Origin of the sequence: Demequina sp., from assembly GCA_024707205.1 — a bacterium.
Classification (GTDB): Bacteria; Actinomycetota; Actinomycetes; order Actinomycetales; family Demequinaceae; genus Demequina.
Window position 1 is genome coordinate 1,953,738 of the sequence record JANQAD010000001.1, and the last position, 18,530, is coordinate 1,972,267.

Consider the following 18,530-nt stretch of genomic DNA (forward strand, 5'->3'; position numbering starts at 1 on the left):
CGCTCTTTCGAGAGCGCCGTGTTGTTTGTACAACTGCGGGGCTGTGGCGCAGCTGGTAGCGCACCTGCATGGCATGCAGGGGGTCAGGGGTTCGAGTCCCCTCAGCTCCACTCTGGTTGAGACAGAGCGTAGGGACCGCCCGAATGGGCGGTCCCTTTGCGTTTGCCCCCTAGAGAGCCAACGCCTTCACGGCTCCGTCTTGCGCGGGGTCGCCAGCGCGGCTCGTGTGCGCGATGCGAATTGCGGCCCAGGTCCCGGCGACGCATGCGAGCAGCGTGGAGGCCAGCACCGTTGGGGGAGAAGGGACCGCCGCGTTGGCGAGCGACCCCACGAGGCACAGCACAAAGGGCCACACGGGGATGATGCGACCGCGCCACAGGCCAAGGAACACGAGAGCGAACCCGATGAGGCCCACGATCTCGAGGATCCATCCCAGGCTGCTCCCGGTGAGCAGGGGTCCCGCGTCCGTGATGGCCTTCGCGAATGTGAAAGCCGTGTCGGCGTCGGACTGCGTGGCCAAGGCGAGGACGGCGAGGCCCGAGCCGTTGGCAAGGCCAAACCCGGCGATGCCGAAGCCCGCCATGATCGCGCCGATCGTCGCGACCACCCCGCCGCGTGCGCGCACGAGCGCGGTGGCGGCGATGAGCGCGAGCGCCGTGATGGCGAAGCCCGCAATCTCGATCATCTCGGACATGACGAGCGTGTTCGCGTGCTCGCCCATGGTGGTGAAGCTCGTGCGCATGTCCTCGGACTGGGGAACGCCAAGGATGATGAGGGCGGCGATGGAAGCGAGGATGGGGCCGGCGATGAGTCCCATCACGGTGAGCCAGCGACGCGCCCTGTCGGTTGATGTCTCTTGCATGATCTCTCCTTCGGTTGGTGGTAAGCCCGACGCTATGGATGTGGGCACCCGGCTCACGTCTGGCTGGGGTCTCGTGTGCATGGGCCATGCGGCCAGTTCGCATCTGTCGTGCGGGGGATAGGGGTCCTCCGCGCGACCGATGCCGTGTGAGTGCGGCATGGATAGGCTGGCGAACATGGTCGAGGCCGACGCGCGCGAGCCGCTGTGGCGAGTGCTGCTGTTCGATGTGACGCCAGCGGTGGCGTTCCTCGTCATGGGACTCGTGGATCTCTACGCGCCGCTGACGGAGCCTTACGGCGATGCGCCGCTGTCGAGCGCGGTCATTCCGATTGTGCTTGCGAGCGGCTCGTTGTTGATCCGTCGCCGGTGGCCGCTCGCCGCGCTCGCGATCGCCGTGGCCGTGGTGGTGATTCCCGCGATGCTGTTCTCGGTGCTGCTGACGCTGTGGGGCCAGTTCCTGGTGTGGGTCGTGGCGATGTACTCGGTGGGGCGCCACGAACCGTGGGAGCGGGCCGTGTGGGCGCCCATCATCTCGCTCGCGGGGTTTGGCGTGGTGATCGTCCGCTACCCGGGGCTGCACATCGCGAGCGACGTGCTGATCGATGTGGTGATGCTGCTGGGTGCCTGGGGGATTGGGCGCCTCATCGCCGGCTCGGCGAGCAACAGGGCGAAGGCGATGGCGCTCGAGTTGGAGCGCGCACGGGCCGAGGAGCGCGCTGCGCTGAGCGAACGCACGCGCATCGCGCGCGAGCTTCACGACGTGGTCTCCCACTCGATCACCGTGATCGTGATGCAGGCAGGCGGGGCGCGATTGGCCGCTGCCACGGACCCCGGTGCGGCCAACAGGGCGCTCGAGCTCATCGAGAACGTGGGCAGGGAGACGCTGCACGAGCTGGCGACCATGCTCAAGGTGCTGCGCAACGACGATGCTGGGGCCGCCCCGCAGCCGGTGCTCGCGAACATCCCCACGCTGTGCGCCCGCATGCTGCAGTTGGGGATGACCGTGGACGTGGACGTCGCCGAAGGGCTCGACCACGTGCCGCCGGGCGTTCAACTCGCGGCCTACCGCATTGTGCAGGAGGGCCTCACCAACATCCTCAAGCACGCTGGGCCGGTTCCCACGTCCGTGGTGGTGAGCCGAGACCAAGGCGCGCTTGAAGTGCGGGTGGCCAGCGCGTCGGGCCGTGACGACGGAGCCCTTGGGGGTTCCGAACTGGGGTTGGTGGGATTGAGGGAGCGCGTGGACTCGCTTGGTGGGCAGCTGCAGGCCGGGCCGAGCGGCGACGGCTATGGCATCAGGGCCGTGCTGCCTACGGCGGTGGCTACGTGACTGGCGCCGAGATCTCCGTGGCGGTTGTTGACGATCAGCAGCTGCTGCGTGCGGGGGTTCGCATGATGCTCGACTCGCAGGCCGACCTCGTGTTTGCGGGCGAGGCGAGCAGCGGCGAGGAGGCGATCACGCTGGCGCGCACCGCGCGGCCCAACGTCATGCTGCTGGACATTCGGATGCCAGGGCGTGACGGTGTTGAGGTCATCGCGCCCATCCTCGAGGCGAGCCCGCAAACCCGTGTGGTGATGCTCACGACGTTCGGGATCGAGGACTACATCTTCGCGTCGCTGCGTGCGGGCGCGAGCGGGTTCCTGCTCAAGGATGCGACGCCGGAACAGCTGCTCGCGGGGATTAGGGCCGTGGCTTCGGGAGAGATGCTGCTGGCGCCGGACGTGACGCGCAGGATCATCGAGAACTTCATGACGGGCGCCCCGCGCCTCGAGGACGGGCCGCTCGCGGCGCTCACAGAGCGGGAAAGGGACGTGCTGAGCGAGGTCGCGGCCGGGCGCAGCAACGCGGAGATAGGCGCGGCGCTGTTCATCTCCGAAGGCACGGTCAAGACGCACGTGAGCCGCGTGCTCGCCAAGCTGCAGCTGCGGGATCGGGTGCAGGCCGTCATCGCGGCGTACGAGTACGGGCTCGTGGAGCCGAGGCGGAGGCCCGGGTAGGAGGCAGGACGCGGCGTCCGCCATTCCACGGGCGAGCGAGAATCGCACGGCCGCAGATGCACCAACAAGGTGTACGGTATGTGTATGACGCGCACCAACATCGAGATCGACGACAAGCTCGTCGCCGCGGTGATGTTGCGATACCACCTCCCCTCAAAGCGCAGCGCGGTGGAGTATGCGCTTCGCCAGTTAGCGATCGCGCCCAAGACGCGGGAAGAGGTCCTCGCGATGCGGGGCAGCGGCTTCGAGCTCACGAATGAGGAGATCGAGGGCGATTGGTCGCTTGACGGATGATCGTCGACACATCTGTCTGGATTGAGTACCTGCGTCCAGGGGCGAGCGAAGTCGGCGACTATCTGGAGCGCATGATTCGCGCGGGCGCGGACATTGCCGTGCCGGAGACCGTCATGATGGAGTTGCTAAGCGGGACCACGGACGAAGCGACTGCCAACGACCGGCGTCGCATGCTGGAAGCGTTCGACGTCCTGCCCGCAGTGCCGCTGGCCGATTCCTTCCTCGCTGCGGCCCTCCAGCGCTCGTGCCGCCGCGCGGGCCAGACTGTCCGCAATCTTGGCGACTGCCAGATCGCGGCCGTCGCGCTACGCCTGGACCTGGTGGTGTTGCATCGCGACCGGGACTTCGAAGTCCTCGCCGCCTGCGGCGGGCTCAATACCGTGTCGCTCTTGTGACCGAGATCGACCTCTGAGGGTTCGCGGAACCTGCGGCCGCGCGTAGGGCGACGTCCACTCACGCCACTTGGGACCAAAGTCCCAAGAAGGTCCCATGCCACTACATCTAGTGTTACGTAACGTATATTCACACAACATGTAGTGGCCAACTCCCCGGTGGCGCCACGCTTGATCCCGCTCGGAGGAGCACCATGACTGCCACCGATGTCAGCCGTACGTCCCCACCCAACCTAGCCACACCGTCGGGCACCCTGACGGTCGTCAAGCGCGACGGCCGCACGCTCACGTTCGATGACGGCCGCATCCGCGAGGCGCTCCACAAGGCCTTCGCGGCGGTCCACGACGACGTCACCGACCAGCACGCCCGCACCATCGCAACACTCACCCAGCAGATCGACCGCGAGCTCCAGGAGCGCTTCACAACAGAGGTCAAGATATATGAGATCCAGTCCGTCGTGGAGCACGTCCTGCTCGAGGCCCGCGAGTACGAGGTGGCCCGCGCGTACATCGACTACCGCGTGCAGCGCGACTTCGCTCGCTCCAAGGCCACGGACCTCAACCACTCCATCAACAAGCTGCTGGACAAGGACGCGACGCTCGTCAACGAGAACGCCAACAAGGACTCGCAGGTCTTCAACACCCAGCGCGACCTCACCGCCGGGATTGTGGGGAAGTCGATCGGCCTGCGAATGCTCCCGCCGCACGTGGCGAACGCCCACCAGAAGGGCGACATCCACTACCACGATCTCGATTACCACCCCTATCAGCCCATGACCAACTGCTGCCTCATCGACTTCGAGACGATGCTCGCTACGGGCTTCCGCATCGGCAACGCCGCGGTCACGCCCCCAAGAAGCATCCAGACCGCCACGGCCCAGATCTCGCAGATCATCGCGAACGTCTCCAGCAGCCAGTACGGCGGCTGCACGGTCAACAGGGCGGATGAACTGCTCGCGCCCTATGCGAGGCTGAACTTCGAGAAGCACCTGGCAGATGCCGAGATCTGGATTGGCCCGGAGTGGATCGATGACGCCAACAGGAGGCGCGAGTACGCCCAGGCCAAGACCCGCAAGGACATCTACGACGCGATGCAGTCGCTCGAGTACGAGATCAACACGCTCTTCACGTCCAACGGCCAGACCCCCTTCACGTCGGTTGGCTTCGGCCTCGGCACCGACTGGTTCGAGCGCGAGATCCAGATCGCGATCCTGAACATCCGCATCCGCGGCCTTGGCGGCGAGGGCCGCACCGCGATCTTCCCCAAGCTCCTGTTCACCCTCAAGCGCGGCCTCAACCTGGACCCTGGCGACCCCAATTACGACATCAAGCAGCTCGCCGTCGAGTGCGCCACCAAGCGCATGTACCCGGACGTGCTCAGCTACGACCGCATTGTGGAGATGACGGGCTCGTTCAAGGCGCCCATGGGCTGCCGCAGCTTCCTGCAGGGGTGGGAAGACGAGGACGGCCGCGACACCGTGGAAGGACGCATGAACCTCGGCGTCGTGACGCTCAACCTGCCGCGCGTCGCGCTCGAGTCGCGCGGCAGCAAGGAGGTGTTCTGGGCGTTGCTGGAGGAGCGGCTGAGCATCGTCCACGACGCCCTCATGTTCCGCATCGCGCGCTGCAAGGAGGCCGCGCCCACCAACGCGCCCATCCTGTACCAGTTCGGCGCGTTCGGTAAGCGCTTGGGGCCGGCCGACGCTGTGGACCAGCTTTTCGCGAACGGTCGCGCCACCGTGTCGCTGGGCTACATAGGGCTCTACGAGGTGGCGGCCGCCTTCTATGGCGGCGCGTGGGAGGGCAACGCGGAGGCGAAGGAGTTCACGCTCGACGTGCTCCGCGCGATCCGGACCCACGCGCGGGACTGGACGGCAGCGTCGGGCTACCAGGTCAGCGTGTACTCGACGCCGAGCGAAAGCCTCACCGACCGCTTCTGCCGCATGGACAAGGAGCGGTTCGGCGAGGTCGCGGACATCACGGACAAGGACTACTACACGAACTCCTTCCACTACGACGTGCGCAAGAGCCCAACTCCCTTCGAGAAGCTGGACTTCGAGGCGCCCTACGCGGACCTCGCGACGGGCGGGTTCATTCACTACTGCGAATACCCGGTGCTGCAGCAGAACCCCAAGGCGCTCGAGGCGGTGTGGGACTACGCCTATGACCGCGTGGGCTACCTGGGTACCAACACGCCCATCGACCGCTGCTACGAGTGTGGCTTCTCGGGCGACTTCAACCCCACCGAGCGTGGATTCTCGTGCCCGGAGTGCGGGAATGAGGACCCGCGCACGTGCGACGTCGTGAAGCGCACGTGCGGCTACCTCGGCAACCCCCAGCAGCGGCCCATGGTGCACGGTCGCCACCAGGAGATCGCCTCACGCGTCAAGCACATGCCTGGTAGAACCCGAGTTCCGTAGCCATGCCCCTTGCACCAGACCCGACGCTGTGGCGAAGCGAGCGCGTGAGCCAAAGCTTCGTCGCGGACTACAAGCCGTTCACGTTCGTGGATGGCGAGGGGGTGCGCTGCGCCCTGTACGTGAGCGGTTGCCTGTTCAAGTGCGAGGGCTGCTTCAACGAGGCCGCGTGGAGCTTCCGCTACGGGCGACCCTACGACGGCGAGCTCGAGGCGCGGATCCTCGGCGACCTCGCGCACCCGGCCGTCCAGGGGCTGTCGCTCCTGGGCGGCGAGCCGTTCCTCAACACCGGCGTGTGCCTTTCGTTGGTGGCGGCGGTGCGTGAGGAGTTCGGCGGGTCCAAGGACGTGTGGGCGTGGTCGGGCTACACGTTCGAGCAGCTCTGCGCCGAGGGAGGGGACAAGCTGGAGCTGCTCCGCGCGTGCGACGTGCTCGTGGACGGGCCGTATCTGGCGGGGGAGCGAGACCTGACGCTGCAGTTCCGCGGCAGCCGCAACCAGCGAGTGCTGGACGTGCGGGCGTCACTGGAGGCAGCGTCGGCCCGTGCAGTGTGCGCGATGTGACATTGGCAACGGGGGCATGCCCATGCGCGCCGGCCGCCCGTAGGATTCATCCGTGCGAATCGCTTTCGTGGGGGACAGCTTCATCGAGGGCGTCGGCGATGAGCAGGCCGACGGCTCCGTTCGTGGCTGGGCGGATCGCGTGGCCGAGGGACTCGCGGTCAACGGCCTGGAGCACGTCTTCTACGCGAACTTCGCGGTCCGCGGGCGCCTCCTGGAACCCATCGCCACCGAGCAGGTGGATGCGGCGCTCGCACTGGAGCCCAAGCCCGATCTGCTGGTGATCAACGGCGGCGGCAACGACATGATGCGCCGCGGGTATTCGACGCAGCGCTGCACCGAGTTGTTGGCGCGAGTCGTGGAGCGCACCGCCGAGGCGGGTGTGGACCTCCTGATCCTCAGCGGGCCCAACCCGAGCGACCGGCTCCCCATGGGCGCCACCTTCAACGGCCGCGGGCGTGAACTCACCGACGCTATACCAGGACTGATAGCCGGGATTGCGGGTGCCAGCTTCATCAGCTGTTTCGACGATGAGGAGCTGCGTGACGCGCGCTATTGGTCGGAGGATCGGCTACATCTGAACTCGCTTGGCCACGAGCGCGTTGCCGCGATAGTGCTCACTGCGCTCGGTGTCGCGACGCCGACCCCGCCACCGGGAAGCCCCGCGCCCCCACGCACCAGGCGCGGCGACGCGGCGTATGGCGTGCGGTACGCGGCACCGTGGGTGGGTCGGCGCATCCTCGGAAGGTCCTCGGGCGACGGCCGCAGCCCCAAGCACCCCAGTTGGACCGCCGTGCAGGTGTAGTACAACGCAGGTAGGCGCCCCATCGGCATACGATCGATGGGTGCGAATTGCGGCCGTCGGTGACAGCTTCATGGAGGGCGTCGGCGACGAGGACGAGCACGGCGAGCCGCGCGGCTGGGCGGACCGGGTGGCACACGCGCTCGCCCAGCGCCTCGACGAGCCGGTCTACTACGCGAACTTTGCGATCCGCGGGCGCATCCTCAAACCCATCGCCACCACCCAGCTGGACGCCGCCCTCGCGCTCGACCCCCAACCCGACCTGATCCTGTTCAACGGCGGCGGCAACGACATGCTCCGCCCAACCTTCAGCGTGAAGAAGATGATGCGGCTCACGCAGCGGGCCGTGGACGCGTGCCGCGAGGCGGGGGTCCCGCTGGTGTTCGTCACGGGAGCGCACCCCACGCCGCGGCTGCCCCTGGCGCGGCTCATGGACGGGCGCGGGGACGCGTACATGGAGGCGGCGCTCGGGCTCGTGGCGAGAACGGGCAATCGGCTCATCAGCAATTGGGAAGACGAGGACATCCGCGACTTCCGCTATTGGGCCGACGACCGCCTGCACTTGGGGCCCCTCGGTCACGCGCGCGTGGCGGCCGCGGTGCTGACGGCGCTCGGTTACCCCACCGACCCGCCGCCGGAGGGCGACCCGGCGCCTGGAGCGACCCTCCGGTCCGAGGCGCGGTACGTTCGCGTCCACATGCTCCCGTACGTTGGGCGCCGCCTCGCTTCGCGCTCCACGGGCCGCGGCCGCGAGCCCAAGTACGCGACCTGGCACCGGATGGGAGCATAGGCGCGTGCACGCAGACCTCGCCTTCGTCGGTGGTTCCGTCTTTCTGCCCGACGCTGCTTCCAGACCCGCTTCCGCCGTCGCCGTCGCCGGTGGCCGGGTGGTCGCGGTTGGTGGAGATGAGGTTCGTGACCTCATCGGGCCTGGTACCGACGTTGTAGAGCTACACGGTGGGCTGCTGATCCCCGGCTTCCAGGACGCGCACGTCCACCCGTACCAAGGCGGGATGAGCCTGCTCAGTTGCAACCTGCGAGGCGCCGCCACCGGACCGGAGGCCGTGGCCATCGTCGCCGAGTACGCGGCCGCGCGCCCGCATGAGTCATGGATCACGGGCGGGGGCTGGTACATGTCGATGTTCCCCGGCGGCACGCCGGAGGCGTCCCTCCTGGACGCCGCCGTGTCCGATCGCCCGGTGTTCCTCATCAACCGCGACGCGCACGGCGCGTGGGTCAACTCGCGCGCCCTTGAACTAGCGGGCATCACCCGCGCGACGCCGGATCCGCGAGACGGGCGCATCGAGCGCGACGCCGCCGGCAACGCCACCGGCACCCTCCACGAAGGCGCGATGGCCCTGGTAGGCGCCCTCATTCCCCAGACCACCGTGGACGAGCGGGCCAGAGCGCTCCTCGCGGCGCAGCAGCACCTGCACGGATTTGGCATCACCGCGTGGCAGGACGCGATCGTGGGCGACTATGCGGACATGCGGGACCCCGGCCCCGCCTATCACTCTCTCGGTACACAGGGGTCGTTAACTGCCCGTGTGGTGGGGGCCCTGTGGTGGGACCGGGACCGCGGACTCGAGCAGATCGGCGAGCTCGAGGAGCGGCGCGCGACCCTCGCGGCCGGGCGATTCGCCCCAACGAGCGTCAAGATCATGCAGGATGGCGTCGCCGAGAACTTCACGGCCGCCATGCTCTCCCCGTATGAGGATGGGCACGGCCATTCCACGAGCAACGACGGCATCTCCTTCGTGGAGCCGGACCTCCTGAACCGCGCCGTCGCCGAGCTGGACGCCCGCGGCTTCCAAGTGCACTTCCACGCGATCGGGGACCGTGCAACGCGCGAGTGCCTCGACGCCGTCGGGCACGCTCTGGAGCGCAATGGGCGCCGCGATACCCGCCATCACATCGCCCACATCCAGGTGGTGCATCCCGAGGACATCCCGCGCTTCGCCGCCCTTGATGTCACCGCCAACATGCAGGCCCTGTGGGCCACGTACGAGCCGCAGATGACCGAGCTCACGCTGCCGTTCCTTGGGGAGGTGCGGGGGGCGTGGCAGTACCCGTTCGGCGAGCTCGCTCGATCCGGCGCACGTCTCGCTGCCGGGAGCGACTGGCCGGTCTCAAGCCCGGACCCGCTCGCCGCGATCCACACCGCCGTGAACCGATGGGCCCCGGACGAGGGGGAGCAGGAGCCGTTCCTCCCGGGACAGGCGCTGACGCTGCGCCGCGCGCTCACCGCGTACACGGCTGGGTCCGCCCATGTGAACCACCTGGACGCGGAGACGGGAACCATCGAGGTGGGCAAGCTCGCGGACCTCGCGGTGCTGGATCGAGATCCCTTTGCCGGACCGCAACAGGCCATTGGCGAGACGCGCGTACTGCAGACCTTCGTCGAGGGTGAGCGCGTGTTCGCCGCGGGGGATGCCTCGTGACCCTCCACGCTGTCGGTTCATACGGGTCGCTTCCCGGCCCCACAGCGGTGTTCTTGCACGGCTGGGGCTCCGACGAGAACGACCTTGCGGGCCTCGCGCGGTACCTTCCGCGTGGCCTCGCATGGGCCTCCGTGCGCGCCCCGCTGCGGCACCCAAGCTTCGGTTATGCCTGGTATCAGCTGGATACAGAGGACTCATTCGGGAACCTCGACCGCATCGGCGCTGCCACGGAGTCCCTCTGGGAGTTCCTCGACGACGCGATCCCCGCGCCCACGCCGCTGATCCCCATCGGTTTCTCCCAGGGAGGGCTCATGGCCTCGCAGCTGCTGCGCACTCGCCCAGAGCGCGTGCATGCCGCGGCGATCCTGAGCGGCTACGTCGCCCCCGGCGCGCTTCCGGCCGACGCCGCGCTTGCTGTCGCACAACGTCCCGTGTTCTGGGGTCGGGGCGACGCCGACCCGGTGATTCCGGACGCCGCCATCGCCGTGACGGAGGCGTTCCTGCCTGAGCACGCGGATCTTGAAGTGCACATCTACCCGGGGCTGCCGCACTCGGTGAGCGAGCGGGAGTTGGCGGATCTGACCCATTTCCTCGAGCGTGCGCTGGCGCGCTGAGGACCGCCGCCTCCCGTGAGGCGAACCCGCTGCCGCTACCGTTTCCCTATGACAGAGCCCGCCGAGTCGCGGTTTGACCGACGCAAGGCCGCGACACGCGCCCGGATCGCGGCTGCGGGCGAGGAGCTGCTGGCCACGCGCGGATACGACAACACGTCGATGGAGGACATCGCGGAGCTCGCGGACGTGGCGATTCGCACGATCTACCTGCACTTTCCCTCGAAGGCAGCGATCATGCTGGCGCAGTTCGACGGCTGGCTCGAGGCTTTCGTCGATGCGCTCAACGCGCGGCCCATCGAGGAGGCGCTGGCGGCGAGCGTGAGGCACGCACTCGCCGAGCTCGACGCGCAAGGTTGGCCGGATCGCTCGTTCGGGTCCATGGCGGACCTGCACCCGATGGCAGAGATGCTCGCCTCTGGCAACGCCGAGGTCGCGGGACACGTCATGCACCAGTGGGTGCTCGCCCAGGACCGGATCGCGGCTTCAGCGGCCCAGAGGTCCGGGGCAAAGCCCGGCGACCTGGCGCCGCGTGCGCGCGCCGGCACCGTGTTCTCTATCTGGATCTCCACCATCCTCATGGTCCGCGACCGCTTCGAGAGCGGCGACTTGGAGCCAACGCGAACGGGCAATCAGCTGGGCGCGGACCTCATCGATCTCGCCGTGCCGCCCACACTCTGACCGAGTACAGCAGCCGGGCGCGAGGAGCTGGGGCTAAGCGCACTGGAGCTGACCCTGCTGCGTCTCGCCCACCTCTGCATACGCCACGGATCCGGAACTGGCGACATACCCGGAGGGGAGCACGATGGTCACCGAGCAAGACCACACGACGCCGCCGACGTAGGCCGACGCGTAGAACCCGGTGATCATGTCGTCGAGCGAGTAGACCTGGCTCCCAAGGACGTAGGTACTGGTCCTCACCCCGCCGCTGTTGGTGACTGTCGGCGTCGAGAGGGCGCTGCCGGTGACCTGGTAGGCGTGGTTGTACACACCGCCCTTGGTCTCGATGATCACGAGGGTGCCGGCCGGGAGCCCGGCCGCTCCGAGCGCGAAGTTCCACCTGATCCTGAATTCGTACGCGACGCCCTTCTGCGTGCGCGAGTAGCACGTGCCGGCCACGGAGAAGGGGCCCGCGGCGATCGGTCCGGAGGCCGCGGCCGCCGGCAACGAGGTGGCGAGTGCTATCGCGGGCAGCGCCCACGCAGCGGACCGCACAATCGTGCGGCGGCTTGGTTCCGGCGTGGCGAGTTCCATGTCGAGTGCCATGTGCGTGCTCCCTCAGCATCAGTGACGACGGATGCAAGCATAGCAATAATGCAATGATGGCAATAAACAACGAAGCGCGTCGATCCCAGCCCCGTGCCGGGGTGCGAGTGGGCCCTACTCGTCGCCGCCCAAGGTGAGCTGCACCGTGGCCCACACATCGAGCGGAAGGTGGGCCACAGCGTCGGCCATGGCGCGCCGCACCTGGTCCTCGAAGCCGATGGTGACATCCGGGGAGACGACCACGTAGCGCACGTCGAGGTAGACCTTGAGGCCCAGCTTGGTGGCGCGAACCTGCGGCTGGGGCAGGTCGAGCGACGCCGTGACGGTGGCGACCGCGTCCTCGAGTGCCGCCATGGTTGAGCGGTCGGGAAGGCCCTCGAGCAGTTCGTTGACGCCGTGACGCACCAGCTTGACCGGTACCGGAACAACGAGTGCGCACGCGAGGAGCACGAGTGCCGAGTCGACGTAATCGGTGAAGGGGGCCCCGCGAGATACGGCGATCGCGCCAAGTGCGGCGCCGACCGCGGCCACGAGGGCGCGCACGCCGCCGGCTCGCCACTGGTGCGCCTCGGATGAGATGAGGTCACTTCCCGGCTTGATGCGTCGCAGCCACGCCGCAAAGCCCACGCCCACCAGGCCTGCCACGCCAGCCATCACGGCGACAACACCAGCGTTGACCGGATGCCCGCCGTCGAGAATGTCCGCAACCGCGGTCACCGCCGCGTACACGAGGGTGGCGCCCAGCGCGACGCCTTGGATCGCGACCACGAGCGGCGTCAGCGAGTCCAGCCCAAAGGGATAGCGCCGGGTGGGGCCGCGCTCGGCCGCGCGCGAGGCCGCGAGCGCCATCCACGTGGACAGCAGGCCAATCGTGCCGAAGGCCGCCTCGAGGATCAGCAGCTGGCTGGATACGACCAGACCCACCGCAGCGGTGACGGCGGTCAGCGCGATGGACACCCACATCGACCCACGCAGGCCGCGCTCCTCGCCCTTGGCGATGAGCTCCAGTTGGGTGGGCATAGTTCCATCTTGGCCGATGCGGCCTCCGCGCGCCGGGACCTGAACGGCTAGCGCTGCTCGGGGAAGTTCACGTCTGCGCCCGGCACCTCGTTGCGCTCCAGGTAGCGGCGGATGAACGGGCACAGGGGAGTGATCGTCAGCTGTCGCGACACGGCGTCGGCGATGGCGCCTTTGGCGAGTTCGAGGCCAAGGCCCCGCCCCGAGAAGGCGGGGAGCGTCTCGGTGTGGGTGAAGGCGATTCCGCCGTCTCCGGCGATGAAGTCGGTGAAGCCCGCGAGCTCTCCATCCACCTGAATCTCGTAGCGGTTGCGCTCGTCGTTGCGGATGATCGTGGTCTCGGCCATGCCTAGACGCTAGCCTTCCGCGGCCCTGAGGAGCGATTCTCGCGTCAGCGCCCGGCCAAACGCGGCCGATCCTGGCTGCAGCGCCACACCCTGGTCGAGTCCGCCAAGGACAACCGGCACAAAGCCCAAGGCGCTCACGAAGTCCTCCACAATCGCCGCCGAGTGGTTGTGGTTGGTCGCGATGCCGATGGCGATCGGCCTGCCGTCTCGCGCGTGCTGCGCGAGATCTGCAGCGCTCACGTGATTGAGCGACTTGACCACATGCGCCCCAGGAAGGGCCGACGCGACCGCGACGGATGTGCCGCCGGGATGGTCCGCGAACTCGGGGAGTTCGCCGTCGACGTCCTTCCAGTAGTTCGTCGCGTCGATGACCGTGTGGCCAGCGAGCGGCGGGAGCTCGAGCACCCGGTGAAGGGGCACCGCGAGGATGACGATCTGGGCGTCCGCGATGGCCTCGAGGCTCGTGGTGGCGACCGCGCCCGGCGCCTCAATCTGAACGGAGAGCGCGATGAACTTGGGGTCACCAGAGCCGGCGATCCTCACGTCATACCCCGCCGCGGCCGCGAGCCGCGCGAGCACCCTGCCGAGCGCGCCCGCGCCAAGGATGGCGACCCGGTCAGGCATACGCGCTTCCTCCTGCCCCACGCACACGTGCCCTTCGCACGCCTCGTGGGGTGCAACCCGGCCAGGGGTACGCCCATTCCTCCCGGTGCCTCGTCACGCAGGCCGTGCCATAGTGGGCGCTAGAAGCGACGAAAGCGAGGGGGCTATGCGCAGGATTCTGGCGGCAGCGGCGTCGGTCACCGCGTTGGTGCTGGTAGCCACCGGCTGCACGGACATGGACCAAGAGACCTCTCCCGACCCGTCCCTCGCCGAGACGGCAGAACCGCCATCCGCGCTGCCCGACGTCGCGCCCGCGCTGCCTCTCGCCGAACTCGAGGCGTTCTCCGGTGTTGCCACCATGAACGCGGGCGGCAACTGCACGGGAACCCTCATCGACACGGGCGTGCCGACGGGGCCCGCGTACGTCCTCACGAACGGCCACTGCGTTGGCGACATTGGGCGCTCCGCGCAGGGAACCACCACCGCCCTTGAGTGGTTCGGCGACGCCGAGTTCTTCCGCGCCGAAGGCAACCTCGAGAACACGTACACGGTGCCCGTTGTGGAGCTCGCCTACTCGACCATGCGCCTCACCGACACGGGAATCGTGCGCCTAGACGCCACGCTCGGCGAGCTCGAGCAGGCGGGCGTGAATCCGGTGCCGATCGCGGACGCCGAACCGGCAGGCGGCGCCAGCGTGGTCAACATCGGGGTACCGGTGCAGGACCTGATGGATTACCAATGGGTGATGCGCAAGGGCGCCTGCACGCTCGGCGAGCAGCACACCCTCATCGAGTTCCACTGGCTGTGGCAGAACGTGTGGTCAAACGACTGCCCCGGAATCATCCAGGGGTCGTCGGGCTCGCCGCTGTTCCAGACCGACGCTGCGGGCGCCCCCGCGCAGATCGTGGCGATGATCAACACCACCAGTTGGGGCACGTCCCAGGCGGAGGGCGGCGCCTGCGCCATCAACCGGCCGTGCCAGGTGGATGCGGACGGCACCGTGACGATGGTCGAGGAGACGAGCTATGCGCAGTCCGTAGCCGGGATCGGCCGCTGCTTCGACTCGGCCACCGGTGAGTTTTCGCTCTCTGACGACTGTCCGCTGCCGACGTCGAGCATCTGGACCACCAGCGGCGGCGGCACATTCCAAGGCGGCACCACGCCAAATGTCTCGGAGCGAGTGCCCTGGGCGAACTTCGTGGGAGCCACGGTGAACACGTTCCGGTACTCGCTGGTGCCCCTTGGCGATGGCGGCGTCTGCACGGATCCCGCCACCTACGCGCAGGCGCCGTCGGCGACCCTTGAGGTTGCAGGCGAGGCCTGGGAGGACAAGGGCACCCTGGTCGAACCCGTGCTTCCCGACACCGAGGGCTGGTATCTGCTGTGCGCCGTGAACGGTGACGACTACGCGGGCGCAGCCTCCGTGATCTTCCAGGTGGACGAGACGCCGCCGATCTTCCCCGCGGACGCGTCGCTTGAGCGCCAGGACGACGGTGCCGTGATCATCCACCCGCACTTCAATCCGCCGGAGATCTCGACCATTCGCTACGTGCTGGGACCAGAGGGCACGGTGGACTGCGACGACACGGACGCGTTCCAGTCGTCGCTGACCTTCTTCACGTGGGTGGAGCCGGCGGACATGCCCGCGACGTACTGCCTGTTCGGGCTCGACGCGGCAGGAAACCGCTCGCCGGTCACGCAGATCGACATCCCCGCTCCCTAGGTGCGGCCGTGAGCTCCTAGACCAGCCCCAGTTCAGCGAATGCGGGCGCGAGTCCCGCGCGCTCTGGCCCCGGGATCACACGGTCGGCGGCGGCGATCACGCGCGGATCGGAGCCCTCGATCGCCACGGCGAGCCGGGCGAACTCGAGCATCTCTAGGTCGTTGAGCCCGTCGCCGAACGCCACCACCTGCTCGCGCGACATCCCGAGTTCTTCGATCACGGCTCGGATGCCCACCGCCTTGTTGATGTGTGCCTGGAACACCTCGCCCGCACCCGCGCCCAAATCGGGAATCGAGTTCGGCACCACGGCCACGGCGGGCGCGAGCGGCGCGATGATGTCGGTCAGCGCGCGGTCCCCGCCAAAGCAGATCACCTTCGCCACCGGCACATCGGTCAGGTCGTCGACGATTTCGATGCGCAGCTCGGCGTTCTCTCCGCCGTACGCGCCGAGGGCGCGCGTCATGAGGTGCGCGGCACCGCGTCTCAGCAGCAGCTCGCGCGAGTTCTCGATGATGTACAGCACCTCGTGCTCGTCGAGCAGCGCGAACAGCGCCGCGGCGGACTCCGGCTCAAAGTTCACGTCCGCGATCGTCTCGCCGTCGATCTCCGCGTACGCCCCGGCCGCGCACACAAAGCCGTCGAACCCGGCCGCCGTCAACGAGTGCGGCAGGGCGGACACGGGCCGCCCGGTGCACAGGAAGACCTTGTGCCCCGCCGCCCTGGCCGCGCGAACCGCCCCCACGTGAGCGTCGGGCACCCTGCCGTGGAGGGCGTACGTTCCGTCCACGTCAAGAAATACGGCCCGACGCTGGCTCACTTCTGCGCGTCCCGCGGCTTCGATTTGCCGCCTTGGGCGAGGCGCATCAGGTCGCTGCTCAGGTCGATGCTGAGCTCCGTGCCCCCGGCCGAGCCGTATTCGTGCTGGTACCGCTTCCAGGACTCGTCCTTGACGGAGCGGGCGAAGCCGGACTCCATGAGCAGGACGACCTCGAATGCGGCGCGGTCGATGCGCTCGCCGAGCGCCTTGTCGTTCCAGTCCTCGGTCGAGGCGAACAGACTCGTGGGAACCGGGAGGGTGCGCAGGTAGGCGAACAGCGCGCGCAGCTCCTCGTCGACGACCAGGGCGTGACGCGCCGTGCCGGCCGTGGCCGCAAGCACCACGGGCTTGCCGATGAGCAGGTCGTTGTCGAGCACCTGGAAGAAGCTCGTGAACAGGCCGGAGGCACCCGCCTTGTAGACGGGGGTCGCCGCGACCACGGCGTCCGCTTGCGCGAGCGCGCCGATCGCGGCCTGGAACTTGGGCCCGAGCAGCTGGCTCGACAGCGCGGCGGGAAGCTCGGGGAGGAGCTCGCGCAGGTCAATGGTCTGCACGGCGACCTCGTGGCCGCGCTCCTTGGCGAGGCTCGAGACCCGCTGCGCGGCGCGGTCCGCGAGCAGGCGCGTGGAGCTGGGATCCGACGCTCCCGCGTTGACGACGACGATGGTGAATTCGGTCATGACTGCTCCCTCTTGGAGACAAGTTTGGCGGTGAGTCTGGCGAGGTCCTGAAGTTCCTCGTCCGTGAGCGCGGCCATCGCTGCGGCGACGTCGGCCGCATGGGCGCGACCGATGCTTCGCTGCAGGTCAAGGCCCGCGTGTGTGAGCGAGATGCGGACGGCGCGGGCGTCGAGCGGATCCTCGCAGCGCGAGACGAGGCCCTTCTCCACAAGGCGATCTACCAGGCGCGACAGGGCAGGCTGACTCAAGAGGACGTGCTCGCGCAGGTCGCTGATGCGCTGCCCCTCGCCGCACTTGGACAGCGTGTAGAGCACGTCGTATTCGCGGAGAGATGCGCCCTGCCACACGTCGCGTTCCGCGAACTGGCGCATGAGGACGGCGTGCGCGGTGAGCACTCCCTCCCATGCGTCGTTCGCGAGTCTCGCTCCCATCACGACACCGCGGAGGCTTCCGCAACCTGCTCGCTGTCCTGGTAGGGCGAGCCACCGGTCACGTTGTCGCCGCGGTTGGCGTTGGGGCGTGGCTGACGCGGCTCGGCGTCGCCGTACTTGGCCTTGACCAGCTCGGCGTGCGTTGGCGGGTTCGCGGGAGCCTCGGGATCGCGACGGCTCTCCATCTCCTTGCGCAGCACGGGCACCACCTCTCCGCCGATGAGCTCGAGCTGGTCCAGGACCACATTGAGCGGCAGCCCGGAGTGGTCGCCGAGGAACATCTGGCGCTGGTAATCGCCGACGTACTCGCGGAACGTGAGGGTCCTGTCGATGACCTCCTGAACGGAACCGACGGTCATGGGGGTCATCGAAGCGAACTCCTCCAGCGTCGGGCCGTGGCCGTAGACAGGGGCCTCGTTGAAGTACGGGCGGAACTGCTTGACCGCGTCCTGCGATGTCTTGCCCACGAAGATGTGGCCGCCCAGCCCGACGATAGCCTGCTTGGCGGTGCCGTGGCCGTACGCCTCGAAGCGGCGGCGGTAGAACTCCACCATCCGCTGCGTGTGCTCCTTGGGCCAGAAGATGTGGTTCGCGAAGAAGCCGTTGCCGTAGAACGCGGCCTGCTCGGCGATCTCCGGGGTGCGGATGGAGCCGTGCCACACGAACGGCGGCACGTCGTCGAGGGGGCGCGGCGTGGAGGTGAAGCCCTGCAGCGGGGTGCGGAAGGTGCCTTCCCAGTCCACGACATCCTCGCGCCACAGGCGGTGCAGCAGGTTGTAGTTCTCGAGCGCGAGTGGGAGTCCCTGGCGGATGTCCTGGCCGAACCACGGGTAGACGGGCGCCGTGTTGCCGCGGCCGAGCATGAGGTCCATGCGGCCTTTGGTGAGGTGCTGCAGCATCGCGTACTCCTCGGCGAGGCGCACGGGGTCGTTCGTGGTGATGAGGGTGGTGGAGGTCGTGAGCTGGATGGTGCTCGTCTGGGCGCCGATCGCGGCCAGGAGGGTGGTGGGGGAACTGCTGAAGAAGGGCGGGTTGTGGTGCTCGCCGATCGCGAAGACGTCGAGGCCGACCTCTTCGGCCTTCTTGGCGATCTTCACGATCGCGTCGATCCGCTCGGCCTCGCTCGGGGTGTAGCCGGTGACGGGATCGCGGGTGATGTCGCTGACGGACATGATGCCGAACTGCATGGGAGGCTCCTTGCGGGTTCTGGGTCCGGGGTTCTGGACCCAATTATATGCGTTTGCATGTAATAACGCATGGCGCGGCGAT

Annotated in this window: 21 protein-coding genes and 1 tRNA gene; 13 read left to right on the plus strand and 9 right to left on the minus strand. The window is 68.1% G+C overall.

Annotation, left to right across the window (positions count from 1 at the left end):
• Positions 1-37 precede the first annotated feature (37 nt).
• Positions 38-110 (plus strand) — tRNA-Ala (locus NVV57_09995).
• A gap of 59 nt (positions 111-169) precedes the next feature.
• Here the strand turns inward: NVV57_09995 and NVV57_10000 are convergent.
• Positions 170-862 (minus strand): hypothetical protein, encoded by a 693-nt coding sequence (locus NVV57_10000; protein MCR6712990.1) that lies wholly within the window; start codon positions 860-862, stop codon positions 170-172.
• Positions 863-1,037: 175 nt separating this feature from the next.
• On the opposite strand from NVV57_10000, the gene NVV57_10005 reads away from it, so the two are divergent.
• The 11 genes from NVV57_10005 (at position 1,038) to NVV57_10055 (ending at position 11,058) form a co-directional block, all read left to right on the plus strand.
• Positions 1,038-2,192: a histidine kinase gene (locus NVV57_10005; GenBank protein MCR6712991.1), complete on the plus strand. Its 1,155-nt coding sequence runs from the start codon at positions 1,038-1,040 to the stop codon at positions 2,190-2,192.
• Positions 2,189-2,860, plus strand: a complete 672-nt coding sequence (locus tag NVV57_10010) for a response regulator transcription factor (GenBank protein ID MCR6712992.1) — start codon at positions 2,189-2,191, stop codon at positions 2,858-2,860. Before NVV57_10005 ends, NVV57_10010 begins: the two co-directional genes overlap by 4 nt.
• An 84-nt stretch (positions 2,861-2,944) precedes the next feature.
• Complete coding sequence (locus tag NVV57_10015; protein ID MCR6712993.1) at positions 2,945-3,154, plus strand: type II toxin-antitoxin system VapB family antitoxin; 210 nt, start codon at positions 2,945-2,947, stop codon at positions 3,152-3,154.
• A complete protein-coding gene (locus NVV57_10020) occupies positions 3,151-3,549 on the plus strand; it encodes a PIN domain nuclease (GenBank protein ID MCR6712994.1) in 399 nt (132 codons plus the stop codon). Before NVV57_10015 ends, NVV57_10020 begins: the two co-directional genes overlap by 4 nt.
• Positions 3,550-3,740: 191 nt before the next feature.
• Positions 3,741-5,966, plus strand: coding sequence for an anaerobic ribonucleoside-triphosphate reductase (gene nrdD / locus NVV57_10025; protein ID MCR6712995.1), 2,226 nt, complete (start codon positions 3,741-3,743; stop codon positions 5,964-5,966).
• A gap of 2 nt (positions 5,967-5,968) precedes the next feature.
• Entirely contained in the window at positions 5,969-6,526 is a 558-nt protein-coding gene (gene nrdG, locus NVV57_10030) for an anaerobic ribonucleoside-triphosphate reductase activating protein (protein MCR6712996.1), read from the plus strand.
• 52 nt (positions 6,527-6,578) lie between these two features.
• Complete coding sequence (locus NVV57_10035; GenBank protein ID MCR6712997.1) at positions 6,579-7,328, plus strand: SGNH/GDSL hydrolase family protein; 750 nt, start codon at positions 6,579-6,581, stop codon at positions 7,326-7,328.
• A 40-nt stretch (positions 7,329-7,368) separates the two neighbouring features.
• Positions 7,369-8,115, plus strand: a complete 747-nt coding sequence (locus NVV57_10040) for an SGNH/GDSL hydrolase family protein (GenBank protein MCR6712998.1) — start codon at positions 7,369-7,371, stop codon at positions 8,113-8,115.
• Between the two features lie 4 nt (positions 8,116-8,119).
• On the plus strand, positions 8,120-9,766 hold the full coding sequence (locus NVV57_10045; protein MCR6712999.1) for an amidohydrolase: 1,647 nt from the start codon (positions 8,120-8,122) through the stop codon (positions 9,764-9,766).
• A complete protein-coding gene (locus tag NVV57_10050; GenBank protein ID MCR6713000.1) occupies positions 9,763-10,380 on the plus strand; it encodes an alpha/beta fold hydrolase in 618 nt (205 codons plus the stop codon). Before NVV57_10045 ends, NVV57_10050 begins: the two co-directional genes overlap by 4 nt.
• A gap of 48 nt (positions 10,381-10,428) precedes the next feature.
• The gene (locus tag NVV57_10055) at positions 10,429-11,058 is read left to right on the plus strand and encodes a TetR/AcrR family transcriptional regulator (GenBank protein MCR6713001.1); all 630 of its coding nucleotides are present in this window, start codon (positions 10,429-10,431) and stop codon (positions 11,056-11,058) included.
• Positions 11,059-11,091: 33 nt separating this feature from the next.
• Here NVV57_10055 and NVV57_10060 read toward each other — a convergent pair whose 3' ends face one another.
• From NVV57_10060 to NVV57_10075, 4 genes are all read right to left on the minus strand, one after another.
• Positions 11,092-11,643: a hypothetical protein gene (locus NVV57_10060; GenBank protein ID MCR6713002.1), complete on the minus strand. Its 552-nt coding sequence runs from the start codon at positions 11,641-11,643 to the stop codon at positions 11,092-11,094.
• A 114-nt stretch (positions 11,644-11,757) separates the two neighbouring features.
• Positions 11,758-12,663 carry a cation transporter gene (locus NVV57_10065; protein ID MCR6713003.1) on the minus strand — a complete coding sequence of 302 codons (906 nt, stop codon included), beginning with the start codon at positions 12,661-12,663 and terminating at the stop codon, positions 11,758-11,760.
• Between the two features lie 47 nt (positions 12,664-12,710).
• A complete protein-coding gene (locus tag NVV57_10070) occupies positions 12,711-13,007 on the minus strand; it encodes an N-acetyltransferase (protein MCR6713004.1) in 297 nt (98 codons plus the stop codon).
• Between the two features lie 9 nt (positions 13,008-13,016).
• A complete protein-coding gene (locus tag NVV57_10075) occupies positions 13,017-13,631 on the minus strand; it encodes an NAD(P)-binding domain-containing protein (protein ID MCR6713005.1) in 615 nt (204 codons plus the stop codon).
• 145 nt (positions 13,632-13,776) lie between these two features.
• Between NVV57_10075 and NVV57_10080 the strand changes: the two genes are divergently transcribed.
• Positions 13,777-15,333, plus strand: a complete 1,557-nt coding sequence (locus NVV57_10080) for a serine protease (GenBank protein ID MCR6713006.1) — start codon at positions 13,777-13,779, stop codon at positions 15,331-15,333.
• Between the two features lie 16 nt (positions 15,334-15,349).
• On the opposite strand, the gene NVV57_10085 is transcribed toward NVV57_10080, so the two are convergent.
• The 4 genes from NVV57_10085 to NVV57_10100 are packed head-to-tail and all read right to left on the minus strand — an operon-like array spanning position 15,350 to position 18,448.
• Complete coding sequence (locus NVV57_10085; GenBank protein MCR6713007.1) at positions 15,350-16,150, minus strand: Cof-type HAD-IIB family hydrolase; 801 nt, start codon at positions 16,148-16,150, stop codon at positions 15,350-15,352.
• A complete protein-coding gene (locus NVV57_10090) occupies positions 16,147-16,830 on the minus strand; it encodes an NAD(P)H-dependent oxidoreductase (protein ID MCR6713008.1) in 684 nt (227 codons plus the stop codon). Before NVV57_10090 ends, NVV57_10085 begins: the two co-directional genes overlap by 4 nt.
• Entirely contained in the window at positions 16,827-17,261 is a 435-nt protein-coding gene (locus tag NVV57_10095) for a MarR family winged helix-turn-helix transcriptional regulator (protein MCR6713009.1), read from the minus strand. Before NVV57_10095 ends, NVV57_10090 begins: the two co-directional genes overlap by 4 nt.
• Positions 17,261-18,448 carry an LLM class flavin-dependent oxidoreductase gene (locus NVV57_10100; protein ID MCR6713010.1) on the minus strand — a complete coding sequence of 396 codons (1,188 nt, stop codon included), beginning with the start codon at positions 18,446-18,448 and terminating at the stop codon, positions 17,261-17,263. The genes NVV57_10095 and NVV57_10100 overlap by 1 nt, the downstream gene beginning before the upstream one ends.
• Positions 18,449-18,530 lie beyond the last annotated feature (82 nt).

Bases quoted from the DNA above. Each gene is read 5' to 3' on its own strand.
- NVV57_10055 (MCR6713001.1), top strand. From the start codon at position 10,429: ATGACAGAGCCCGCCGAGTCGCGGTTTGACCGACGCAAGGCCGCGACA.
- nrdG (MCR6712996.1), top strand. From the start codon at position 5,969: ATGCCCCTTGCACCAGACCCGACGCTGTGGCGAAGCGAGCGCGTGAGC.
- NVV57_10015 (MCR6712993.1), top strand. From the start codon at position 2,945: ATGACGCGCACCAACATCGAGATCGACGACAAGCTCGTCGCCGCGGTG.
- NVV57_10060 (MCR6713002.1), bottom strand. From the start codon at position 11,643: ATGGCACTCGACATGGAACTCGCCACGCCGGAACCAAGCCGCCGCACG.
- NVV57_10005 (MCR6712991.1), top strand. From the start codon at position 1,038: ATGGTCGAGGCCGACGCGCGCGAGCCGCTGTGGCGAGTGCTGCTGTTC.
- NVV57_10095 (MCR6713009.1), bottom strand. From the start codon at position 17,261: ATGGGAGCGAGACTCGCGAACGACGCATGGGAGGGAGTGCTCACCGCG.
- NVV57_10090 (MCR6713008.1), bottom strand. From the start codon at position 16,830: ATGACCGAATTCACCATCGTCGTCGTCAACGCGGGAGCGTCGGATCCC.
- nrdD (MCR6712995.1), top strand. From the start codon at position 3,741: ATGACTGCCACCGATGTCAGCCGTACGTCCCCACCCAACCTAGCCACA.
- NVV57_10065 (MCR6713003.1), bottom strand. From the start codon at position 12,663: ATGCCCACCCAACTGGAGCTCATCGCCAAGGGCGAGGAGCGCGGCCTG.
- NVV57_10100 (MCR6713010.1), bottom strand. From the start codon at position 18,448: ATGCAGTTCGGCATCATGTCCGTCAGCGACATCACCCGCGATCCCGTC.
- NVV57_10070 (MCR6713004.1), bottom strand. From the start codon at position 13,007: ATGGCCGAGACCACGATCATCCGCAACGACGAGCGCAACCGCTACGAG.
- NVV57_10075 (MCR6713005.1), bottom strand. From the start codon at position 13,631: ATGCCTGACCGGGTCGCCATCCTTGGCGCGGGCGCGCTCGGCAGGGTG.
- NVV57_10080 (MCR6713006.1), top strand. From the start codon at position 13,777: ATGCGCAGGATTCTGGCGGCAGCGGCGTCGGTCACCGCGTTGGTGCTG.
- NVV57_10020 (MCR6712994.1), top strand. From the start codon at position 3,151: ATGATCGTCGACACATCTGTCTGGATTGAGTACCTGCGTCCAGGGGCG.
- NVV57_10000 (MCR6712990.1), bottom strand. From the start codon at position 862: ATGCAAGAGACATCAACCGACAGGGCGCGTCGCTGGCTCACCGTGATG.